Here is a 9821-nt window from a genome sequence, read left to right as displayed (position 1 = left end):
AACTAATTTAGGCAACAACACCCCCTGCAGCTGAAAACGAAGTCGTTATTTACTACAAACGCGATGTTGCCGCTGCCAGCTCATCTGGCTCAACTTACGACGGTTGGGGGCTTCACCTTTGGAATGGTGAAGGCTGTACCAGCACAGATTTAGTCGGCATGGGATTAAGTGAAACCGGAACCGACTGGAACAGCCCTTACGAATATGATGGTATCAGCGATACTTACGGTGCCTATTATGTGTTGAAAGTTGACCCAGATGCCTCTGACCCACACAAATGCATGAACTTCATCTTGCACAATGGTGATGAGAAAGCATTTGGCAGTGCGAACTCAAAAGTCGAGTTAACTAAGCTTGGCGATTCACAAGGCGTATTTGGTTTCCATGGCAGCAGCGAGTTGTACTACGACCCAATTTCAGAGCGCCCAGTCAATATTGATGGTCAAAAAGCACACTGGCTAGATGCAACCACAATTGGTTGGGAAGCGGCTAGCAATGCAGACTCTGTGAAGCTTTTCTATGCACTAGACAACAGCATCACAATGAACGATGACAAAGAGATTGTCGGTGGAACTGCAATTGAACTAAGCAAAGACGGAGAACTATCTTCTGAATTGAAAGAGCGTTTCCGACACCTTGCAAGCTTACCTGCCCTAGCTATCGATGTTGACGACAGCACACTTCGCACTATTTTAAAATCTCAGATAATTTTTGTTGCCTACAATGCCAATGGCGATGTTATCTCTTCAACTGAGGTTCAAAAACCTGGTGTGCTTGATGCGGTATTTGCTAGCGAAGATGCTGGTAATGCAATGGCTGAAGAACTAGGCGCAATTGTTGAAGGCAGTGCGGCGACCTTCAAGCTTTGGGCACCAACCGCGCAAGATGTAGAGCTAGTTCTTTACAGCGAAGACCTGAAAAGCTCACAAGTTTTTCCAATGACAGAAAGCACTGAGACGGGTATTTGGGCGACTGACGCGGTACCTAACGCTGTCAACAGTTACTATCGCTACCAAGTGAAGGTTTACCACCCAACCACAGGCAACATTGAGACTCGCCTAGTGACAGACCCATATTCTCTCAGCTTATCGAAGAATTCGGCATACTCTCAAGTGATTGACCTAAATGATTCAACCTTGAAACCAGCGAACTGGGACAACTACCAACGACCAACCGTAGAGAAAGACGAAGACCACGTACTTTACGAATCACACCTACGTGACTTTAGCTTCAGCGATAAGCTCGGCACAGCTAGCCTAAATGGCAAGTACCTCGCTCTTACAGAAGCCGATCGTGAGTCGGTCAAACACCTACAAGCTCTCCAAGAAGCAGGTTTAACTACGCTGCATATCTTACCAGCATTTGATATCGCTACCGTCGATGAAGATGCCGCGAGCCGTGTTGATATCACCGACACCGTAGGAAAACTGTGTGATGTAAAACCGACAGCTACCTTATGTGGAAGCGAAGACGAAAACAAAGTCATCGAAGACGTACTCGATGGTTATGACCCTTCAACGGGTGACGCACAAGCATTAATGAATGACCTTCGTATGCTTGATAGCTTCAACTGGGGCTACGACCCATTCCATTACACAGTTCCTGAGGGAAGTTACGCGACCGATCCTAATGGTTCTCAGCGTATTCTCGAATTCCGTCAGATGGTCAAAGCTACGCACGACATGGATCTTAAGCTGATCATGGACGTGGTATACAACCACACCAATGCGTCTGGTGTGAACGATAAGTCGGTACTGGATAAGATTGTCCCTGGGTACTACCACCGTCTTAACGTCAACACTGGTGGCGTAGAAAACTCGACTTGTTGTGACAACACTGCGACCGAAAACCTGATGATGGGTAAATTGATGGTCGACTCACTTAAGGTGTGGGCTGACGACTACAAAGTGGATGGTTTCCGTTTTGACTTGATGGGCCACCAGCCAAAAGATGTAATGGTCGAAGCATTGGAAGAAGTGCGCAAAATCGACCCGAATACTCTGTTCTACGGGGAAGGCTGGGACTTTGGTGAAGTCGCTAACAATGCACGCTTCGATCAAGCAAACCAAATCAACATGGCGGGCACAGAAATCGGGACCTTCTCAGACCGTTTACGTGACGCAGTTCGTGGCGGTAGCCCGTTTGATGGCGGCGTCGATTCAGAAGGCAACCACCCACTTCGCTTTAACCAAGGCTTTGGTAACGCAGCGATTGCCAACGAAGAAACCAAAGTTGATCAAGACTCTATCAACGGTCGTTTACACAACCAAGACCTTGTTCGTTTAGGGATGGCAGGTAACCTCGCAGAATACGTGTTGATTGATTACAAAGGCGATACCAAGCTGGGTAAAAACGTTGATTACAATGGCGCGCCAGCTGGTTACACCAAGATGCCTTCCGAGAACATCTCTTACGTTTCCAAACACGATAACCAAACACTTTGGGATAACAACGCTTACAAGATCGCCACTGGTACTAGCTCTGCAGAGCGTGCGCGTATGCAGTCTGTATCGCTTTCTACCGTGATGCTAGGCCAAGGCATACCATTCATCCATATGGGTTCTGAACTGCTACGATCTAAGTCTATGCAGCGCGATTCTTACGATTCTGGTGACTGGTACAACCGCGTCATGTTTGATGGGACGGACAACAACTGGAATGTTGGCTTACCTCGTGAAGATAAAGATGGTGCCAACTGGGATCTGATCAAAACAATCATTGCTGACAGCGCGGCTAAACCAGACTCAGACGACATTGAGCTGACTAAGCAGCAATTCCTAGAGCTATTAAAGATCCGTAGCTCAAGCGAACTGTTCCGCTTAGATACAGCTGACGAAGTTATGAAGCGTGTCGACTTCCGTAACGTTGGCGAAGATCAAGTCGAAGGCCTGATTGTCATGTCGATCGATGATGGCGTGTCTGCGGGCGACGATCTTGACCCTGCAAATGATGCGATTGTGGCAGTTGTAAACTCAACTAATGAATCTCAATCATTCAAAATCACAGGAGCAACCGGCTTTACACTTCATTACGTTCAACAAAACTCGGCTGACGACACAGTGAAAGGCGCAAGCTTTGCCGCTGAAACCTTCACAGTCCCTGCACTAACTACCGCTGTATTTGTACAAGCTCAAGGTGATGCACAAGGTGCTGGCCTGCCAGTTGATAACTCAGACAAGGATGTATCTAGCATCCCACCATACGGCCAAACAACAGTTTACGTTAAAGGTGACATGAATGGATGGGGCGCAACGGATGATTGGGCAATGAGCTTTGTCGCTAATGGTGTTTATTCTGTGACAGGCAACTTGGAAGCGGGTAACTATGGCTTCAAGTTTGCTGATGCTGATTGGGTATCACCTAACTTTGGTTGCGATTCAGTCGAACTTGCTGGTGGGTCAATCGACCTAGGTACTGATGGTAACTGCCAATTAAGCGTAACAGAAACTGGCAGCTACACATTCACTCTGAATGCAATTCACGAGCTGGATGACAATGTAGATGGTCCAGTTGTTTCGGTCACTAAGCAGTAAAGCTTAAAGTATCGAAGCGAAGTAACAGATAATAAAAACCAGCGAAAGCTAGCCTTTGGGAGACGTCAGTCTCCCTTTTTTACAACTATTGAACCCAGCAGATTTAAGCAAATAATAAACAACTGCATCGCCCATTAAAATTCGGGGCATTTCCAACCATACTTTATAGCCCCTACATTCGATTACATGGCTGAAAACTTAGAACTAAAGGGAAAGGATATTCCTTAGAACCGTTAAAACCAGATCTTAACGATATATCATAGTAGGAATGCCGCTCTCCCTTAAGTGAACAGAATTAATCCTGGCAGCCTTTTTTGAAGGGTTACGCCCTACAATTACGATTAAAATACATTCAATTCTCGATGTAATATTCTATCAACAGCAAAACACCGCAGTTGTTTGCGGTGTCGTTAAATTTTGATTAGGAAAACTTCCATGAACCGTAAACATATCATCAAAACCATCCAAATGGGCATCGTGACTACAGCATTGATGGGCGGGATGGCTTTGGCTAATACCACTGATCTTGTAGAATCTACCGACGCTGCTCGCGCCCTGGCACATACTCCTAGCACTGCAACAACGCAACAAATACAAGCTGAAAATGCCGCGCACAAACAGGCACTGCAAACACTTGAAAGCAACGGTAATGTTGATCAATATATGGAAATGGATAAAGCAGGGGAAACGACTACTGGTCACGTATCAAAATGCGAAAATACAGAAGTCCCTTTAGGCGAGAAAGTTGCTGAACATTGCAAATAAAAAGCATATACATTAAAGCGGTATTCGATAGGGTTCCTTAGAAGATGCTAACCGATGCTTAACTTACAAGCATTGCACTTTTAAAGGAACCCTTTATCTATATTACTTGGCGTTGACGGCTCGCACAAAGGCTTCTTGTGCACCTTCAATACCAAGGGCTTTTGCTTCATCTAATAAGCTAAGAGCTTTAGGAATATTATCTTCACTTACTGCTGTTTGAATTGCATTGTGGTAGTAAGTTTGTGTTTCTGGTTGAATGGTATCTATCTTAGCAGCCGCTGGCTTAGCGTTAGATTCACTGCTTGAACCAAATGAGAAGAAGCTTGGTTTATCAATCGTAACTTCTACTTTACCAACACTAGCGTTTGGAAGTGGAATATCTTTAACTTCAGGTAGATAATTACCACGCCCTTCTGCATCTAAGCGAGCAGGGTGAATCACATCAGTAAAGCCACCGATATCTTTCTGGTCTGTATAAACAATTAAGAAAACAGAGTCTTCAGTACGAGGAGGGAAGAACTCTTTTTCGGCAACAAGTCGATTACCCAGATGCATTCTAGGTTTCTTATATTCAAAGTCATCTTTACCATAACTTTCTAACTCTTTACCGTTTTTATCAAAGATCACTGCACGTGGGACAAATGCTGTATCTCCAATCAAACTTGAAATTGTTAATGAATACTCACCACGATTTGCTGGAAGTTCAACAGCAACGACAGGGCTATTAATAGATTGATAGTTTAGGTGTTGGCTTTCTGGCGTTACATCAAAAACTACAGAACTAGGTAGTTTCATTGCTGCAAATTGAAGGGCAGCAATAGAGTTAACTTGTTCAGCTTGTGCCACTTGCACTTGCTCAACTACTTGTGCAGATTGACAACCGGCCAACGCAACACAGCCACTCAACATTAGAGCTTTAAAATACATACCCCTTCCTTTTTGTTATTTTTTTAAGAAATTTACTAACTTTAATTACCACAAAGAAAACTATTCACCTAGAGAACGATCAACTTAATTGTACATTCCTTAAAAAAATAGCCGACGCAAGCCGGCTATGAATTAGGACAGTTTAGGATTTGTTAAGCTAAGTGTTTACCACCAAGCTTCAGCTTGGATACCGAATACATATTCAGTATCTTCATTCGTACCAAATGCGTTATCATTTTCAGTGTCTAGGATGTAAGAACCGTAAACACGGATTTCAGGGCGAGCCCAGAAGCTGTCACCCATAGCCCAAGCTTGAGCTACCGTGAATTTAGCGTTACCGAAATCTTCTTTCGCTAGGCCGCCATCAGAAATTTTCTCACCAGCATTGTAGCCAGCTTCAAATACTGTGCGCATTGTGTCGTTCCACTTGTACATTGGACGAACTACAGCAGAGTACTGGTCAATATCAAAGTTTTGGCCAGTGTAGTTACCACTGCTATCTTTACCGCCGATGTCACTACCCGCTAGATAAGCTAGTTGGTGACCCATTTCCCATGATTCGCCAAGGTTCATTACACCCCAGTTAATCAAGCGGTAACCAGTTGCGTCATTTTGAGCGCCAGAGCGGTCATACCATGCGCCTGAACCACCGAAGCTAGACATTTGAGCACCGTAACCGTTAGTACCGTATTGAAGAACAGTTTGGTTAAAACCATTGTCCATACCTTGGTGAATGATACCAGTAACCATCAAGCCATCATCAGCTTGAACATCTTGACCACTTGATTCAGTCGCAAAGTTGTAAGCTAATGCAACTTCTAGAGACGCATCAGACCACAGGCCAATGTTTGCTAAGCGAACATCTGCGATATAACCATTAACTGTTTCGCCTTTATAAGCAGTTGCGTCTTCATAGTTACTAGCGTCATCTAGTACTGCTTTTTCACAAGTTGCGCTACCTTTACAAGCTTTCAATTTCGCTTGTCCTGCAGCTGTTAATACAGCAGTTGTACCATTTTCAACATTTTGAGAGCCATTATCTTGAATCAGAGCAACAGAAAGCTTCTGGTCACCAATAGATAAGTTTTCAATACCACCACCGGTACCTGATGTGTTCAGGAAATAGAAATCAGTGATGTGGATATCTTTACGTTGGTAGTATGTTTTACCAGCCCAAAGCGTTGCTTCTTTATCTGAAGCGATTACACCTTTGGCTTTAACAGCAAATTGTGCAACGTTGAAGTCACCGTCTTCCCAACCATTTGCGCCGTCTGCACCAGAAGCAATCATTGACTCTAGACGCCACGTTTGCTCACCAGTTTTTAGCTCTTCTGCAAAACCAAACTCAGAGTAGTTGTCATTTTCGTTACCTAGACGACCAACACCATTTTTGTTTACAGATACGTCACCGCCAGAATTTCCGCTAATACCAGTACCAGCACGCATGTAACCATTAAAATCTACAGCGAACGCAGAGCCAGCAGCTAATGTAGTTGCCACTGCTGCAGCAATCAAACTTACTTTTTTCATTCTTAACTCCATTAAGGACGATTTATTTTAGGTTTTTATATTTTTGCTCTCTTGCGGCAACCAAAGGCAGTAATGGTAGTCGTAAGATAGAGAGGTTTAGGGTTTCCCCTGATTCGTTTCAACGGGGTCAATATTAAGAGGGGATGACAAGTTTGACTTCCTCCGCCCCTAAGTTAATTAAGGGGGACTAGAGGGGAGTAGAAAATATACAGAATGGTGTTTTAAAGAGGTAGATCACTTAATATAGGAGGAGTAGACAGCACACAGATCTAATTATTCAACATAAGTGAGATCTAGCTCAAATATATAATTTGAACTTCATCGATGAATTATTTTTTTTACCGTAATTAATCTGTGAAGTTGCTTGACCTTACTGTGACAAAGCTTTTTACTTATAGTTCACTGATGTCGATAAACGAACAAGAAATCAAGCAATGACTAGAACGCTCGCTCGCCCTTATCCGCTAGGCGCAACGCTAGGTAACACTGGCTGTAACTTTTCAATTTATTCTCCTGACTGTAAATCTCTCTCTCTCGCTCTTTTTGACGAGAACGACGAATTCACCACTTATAAATTAGAAAATGAATACGCTGATATCAGGTATGTCTTTATTGATGGTATTAAAGCGGGACAAAAATACGGCTTCATTGCAGAAACGGACAATGGCCCTATCCTGCTTTCAGACCCGTATGCCAAAGCAATAAGCGAACCGCTCGATTACGTCACGCCATATACCAATGAAAAAAGCTTTGCTATGGCGAAATGTGTCGTTGTTGATGACACCTTCGATTGGCAAGATGTAGAAAAGCCACGCATTAGCCGCGAAGATACCGTTCTTTTTGAAACGCATGTAAAAGGTCTATCTCAACTGCACCCAGAAGTGGCTGCCAATACTAAAGGACGCTACTTAGGGTTAGTGAGCCCTGAAATGCTTGCGTTCTACAAACAGCAAAATATCAACTCTCTACAGCTTTTGCCCATTGCCGCATGCATGCATGAACCACACCTATTAGACATGGGTAAAGTGAACTATTGGGGTTACAACCCATACTTGTTTATGGTGCCTGACCCTCGCTACGCAGAGAAAGATGCCGTAAACGAGTTAAAGACTGCGATTCGCGAACTGCACCGCAATGGCATCGAAGTCATTCTAGACGTGGTGTACAACCACACAGCAGAAGGTGGGGAAGGCGGAACCACCTTCAACCTAAAAGCACTCGATAGCCGCTACTACATTAAACATGGCTGCCATTACGCGAACTTCACTGGCTGTGGAAACACCGTCGACCTTACCCACCAGCCAACACTCAACTTAGTAATGGATACGCTTCGTTACTGGGTAAGCGAATTCCAAGTCGACGGCTTCCGTTTTGACTTGGCAGCGACACTGGGGCGCGAAGGTGACAACTACAACCCTGAGGCTGCTTTCTTTAAAGCCGTAGCTCAAGACCCTGTACTTAAAGAAACTAAGTTAATCGCAGAGCCGTGGGATATTGGTCCTAATGGTTATCAAGTGGGTAATTTCCCGCTTGGTTGGAATGAATGCAATGACAAGCTGAGAGACATCACACGTAGCTTCTGGCGCGGTGATCAGGGTTACCTAAAAGAGTTTGCTACACGCCTAATGGGCTCTCGTGATATCTACAGTGCAGCGCACTGGCCTTACAAACTCACCGTCAACTACATCACTTACCATGATGGCTTCACCATGCAGGACCTTGTCTCGTACAAGCACAAGCACAATGAAGAAAATGGTGAGAATAACCGCGATGGGCATGGTGATAACCGTTCTGAAAACTACGGTGTTGAAGGTGAAACCGAAAACCTGTTAGTTATCGCAACACGTGAAAAGCAGAAACGCAACTTCATGGCGAGCCTGCTGTTTGCTTTTGGTATTCCTCATATTTTGACGGCCGATGTGTTATCTCATACTCAAAAAGGTAACAACAACGCTTACTGCCAAGATGGCGTGACCAGCTGGCTTAACTGGGAAGATTCAGAGCGCAAGACTTACTTCAAGACTTGGTTATCTGAAATGATCTCTGCTCGTCAGCAATACATGGTGCCGTTTATTAAGGCATTCAGTGGCGAAAAGCGTAACTCTAACCGCATCTTCTGGAGCCGTGTCGATGGCACACTTATGGAGCATGACGACTGGAACCGCTTAAGCTCAGTCGCTTTGCATTTAGGTATTGGTAAAGATGGCGACGAGTTAATTTATCTTATCAACCAAACCAATGCGCCAGCACGTTTCTCGTTACCGAATGACCGTGAACAAAACTGGGTAACCATCTGTGATACCAACTCGCGAAACGTAAAACCGGGTCATGCAGAAGGTGAAATGTTGTTGTCGCCAACTTCGATGGCAATTTTGCACTATTCGCCAGATCAGGCTGATTTGATTAAAGCAAAAGCTTAGTCAGCTTAATAAAACACCGAAAACCATAGAAGCCAGTTATATTTACAGCTGGCTTTTTTGTTAGCTGAATATCACAAAAATCATTCATCCATATGGAATCATTTGCATTGATGTGGTTAATGAAACTGTTTAGTATTGCCGTACTATAAAAATGAATCTATAACGTCTTTGGATATCATGGCTTTACCTAAAACATTAATTCGGCTTTTTAAACCATACATTATTTTATTAACTGGAGGGATGCTCTATCTTGCTATGACTCAGCTTGAAAAAGTAGAAACAGCAGCAACAGAACAATCATCATCAAACATTCGTATCGCAAGCTCTACCATTCGTTCCAACATCGAAGCCACATTCGGCAAACTCTATTTTTTAGAAACCAGTCTAGGCTTGCCTAAAACGGCTCCAATCGGTGATAAAAAATTCAGAGAATTGAGTGATAATATTCTAAGAAGAACACCAAATTTCTCCGATATCGTTCGATACCAACCTAACTCCCAACATTATGTCTCCACTCGTGGCCTTCCTCTTTCCAATGAACAAATCGCCACAATACAATGGCATTCAATAGACGGTGTTGTAGAAGATTTTTACATCTCTTCCGTTTACCAAAAAGCCGATGGACGATCAGGGCGGGATCGCACTT

General features: G+C 43.9%; 4 protein-coding genes and 2 pseudogenes. 4 read left to right on the top strand and 2 right to left on the bottom strand.

Features of this window, described 5'->3' with window-relative positions:
- Positions 1 to 26 precede the first annotated feature (26 nt).
- Positions 27 to 3533, top strand: a pseudogene (gene pulA, locus AB4493_RS17010) (pullulanase-type alpha-1,6-glucosidase); the annotation flags it as partial.
- Positions 3534 to 3968: 435 nt separating this feature from the next.
- Positions 3969 to 4298: a hypothetical protein gene (locus AB4493_RS17005; RefSeq protein ID WP_104216186.1), complete on the top strand. Its 330-nt coding sequence runs from the start codon at positions 3969 to 3971 to the stop codon at positions 4296 to 4298.
- Positions 4299 to 4400: 102 nt separating this feature from the next.
- Here AB4493_RS17005 and AB4493_RS17000 read toward each other — a convergent pair whose 3' ends face one another.
- Positions 4401 to 5225, bottom strand: a complete 825-nt coding sequence (locus AB4493_RS17000; RefSeq protein ID WP_104216187.1) for a MalM family protein — start codon at positions 5223 to 5225, stop codon at positions 4401 to 4403.
- 165 nt (positions 5226 to 5390) lie between these two features.
- Positions 5391 to 6755, bottom strand: a complete 1365-nt coding sequence (gene lamB, locus AB4493_RS16995; RefSeq protein ID WP_372125834.1) for a maltoporin LamB — start codon at positions 6753 to 6755, stop codon at positions 5391 to 5393.
- Between the two features lie 434 nt (positions 6756 to 7189).
- Here lamB and glgX point away from each other — a divergent pair, with 434 nt between their 5' ends.
- Together glgX and AB4493_RS16985 are read left to right on the top strand one after the other, a co-directional pair.
- Positions 7190 to 9175: a glycogen debranching protein GlgX gene (glgX, locus tag AB4493_RS16990; RefSeq protein ID WP_372155492.1), complete on the top strand. Its 1986-nt coding sequence runs from the start codon at positions 7190 to 7192 to the stop codon at positions 9173 to 9175.
- Between the two features lie 240 nt (positions 9176 to 9415).
- A pseudogene (locus AB4493_RS16985) lies at positions 9416 to 9821 on the top strand (diguanylate cyclase); the annotation flags it as partial.

Source organism: Vibrio sp. 10N.222.55.A1 (assembly GCF_041473835.1).
GTDB classification, from domain to species: Bacteria; Pseudomonadota; Gammaproteobacteria; order Enterobacterales; family Vibrionaceae; genus Vibrio; species Vibrio crassostreae_C.
This window is presented reverse-complemented; position numbering and strand designations above follow the sequence as displayed.